The following is a 1696-nucleotide window of genomic DNA, read 5'->3' on the forward strand; positions in this document are numbered from 1 at the left end:
TGGCATTGCCGGCCGCCGTGCCCGCGCCGCCGCCCAGCGCGCCGCCGATGATGGCGCCGGTGCGCTCGCGACGGTTGGAGGTGACCGCGCCGCCTGCGCCGCCGCCTACTGCGCCGCCGATCACCGCGCCGGTCGAGCCGCCGAGTGCGCCGCCCACCGCCGCGCCGGCGACACCGCCGAGTGCGCCGCCGAGGGCATTGTTCATATCGCCCGCAAACACCGGCAGCGCGGATGCCGCCAGGGCGATGGCCAGGGTGAAACTGCGAACGGTGTGCCGAGACATGTTCTTCTTCCTTGGRTTAGCAATGATTATCAACTTTTGACGCAAGTGTAGAGAGGTCGCCCCAAGCTTGCTGTAACCACGTGTAAGGCCCTGTAACGGCTAGGGAAACGCAAAAAGGGCCGCTTTCGCAGCGGCCCCCCTAAAGCATCACTTGCACCCCGGATTACGCGCCGGACTGCGCACAATCCGGCGGCTTAGCAGCACTTGCCTTGTCCCCCGCCGTAGCGCGCTTCCTGGCGTTCGCGGAAAAATTCCTCGTAGCTCATCGGCGCGCGGTCGGGGTGGGTGCTTTCCATGTGCGCCACGTAGGTCTGGTAGTCCGGCAGCCCCACCATCAGGCGCAGGGACTGGCCGAGGTAGCGGCCCATGGTTCCCAGTTGCTCGATCATGACGATTCTCCTGTTCCTGTAGCGGGTTCGGGCGTACTCAGTGCTGCGCCGAGGTCGTTGCCGGCATCGGCTCGAACGGCGTCTCGCGGTCGGTCGGGCGGCTCGCGGCGCGCGCGGCCAGCGCGGTCTTGAAGCCGTAGAACACGACCGACAGCACCACGAACATGAACAGCGCGCACAGGCCGGCGTCCAGGTAGTCGTTGAAGACGATGCGGTGCATCTGCTCCATCGACTTGGCCGGGGCCAGCACCTTGCCCGCGGCGATGGCGTCGCTGAACCTGGCCGCGTGGGTCAGGAAGCTGACCTTGGGATCGGCGTCGAACAGCTTCTGCCAGCCGGCGGTCAGCGTGCAGATCAGCAGCCAGATGGTGGGCACCAGGGTGACCCAGGCGTACTTGCCGCGCTTCATCTTCACCAGCACGCAGGTACCGAGCACCAGTGCCACCGCGGCCAGCATCTGGTTGGAGATGCCAAACAGCGGCCACAGCGTGTTGATGCCGCCCAGCGGGTCGACCACGCCCTGGTACAGGAAATAGCCCCAGAACGCCACGCACAGCGCGGTGGCGATCAGGTTGGCAGGCAGCGAGTCGGTGCGGCGGAACGAGGGCACGAAGCTGCCCAGCAGGTCCTGCAGCATAAAGCGCCCGGCGCGGGTGCCCGCGTCCACGGCGGTCAGGATGAAGAGCGCCTCGAACAGGATGGCGAAGTGGTACCAGAAGGCCATCATGGCCTGGCCGCCCACCACCTGGTGCAGGATGTGGGCAATGCCCACCGCCAGCGTCGGCGCGCCGCCGGCACGCGAGATGATGGTGTTCTCGCCGACGTCCTTGGCGGTCTGGATCAGCACGTCAGGCGTGATCACGAAGCCCCAGCCGGACACCACCGCGGCCACCGCTTCCGGCGACGTGCCGATCACGGCGGCCGGGCTGTTCATGGCGAAGTACACGCCCGGCTCGATCACCGAGGCGGCCACSAGCGCCATGATGGCGACGAAGGATTCGGCCAGCATCGCGCCGTAGCCGAT

2 protein-coding genes and 1 pseudogene are annotated in these 1696 nt (G+C 67.2%); all 3 read right to left on the minus strand.

The window, feature by feature from the left end; genetic code table 11:
- Window positions 1–283: pseudogene (locus AC1DO7_RS41140) on the minus strand (hypothetical protein); the annotation flags it as partial.
- A gap of 194 nt (window positions 284–477) precedes the next feature.
- Entirely contained in the window at window positions 478–672 is a 195-nt protein-coding gene (locus tag AC1DO7_RS41145) for a YbdD/YjiX family protein (RefSeq protein WP_441612827.1), read from the minus strand.
- A gap of 37 nt (window positions 673–709) precedes the next feature.
- The coding region (locus tag AC1DO7_RS41150) for a carbon starvation CstA family protein (protein ID WP_477117561.1) at window positions 710–1696 on the minus strand (987 nt) is incomplete at its 5' end.

It is taken from the genome of Cupriavidus sp. 05N40 (assembly GCF_056397305.1).

What these genes read in the sequence shown, in the direction of transcription:
- AC1DO7_RS41145 (WP_441612827.1), bottom strand. Translation starts at nt 672, where the DNA reads ATGATCGAGCAACTGGGAACCATGGGCCGCTACCTCGGCCAGTCCCTG.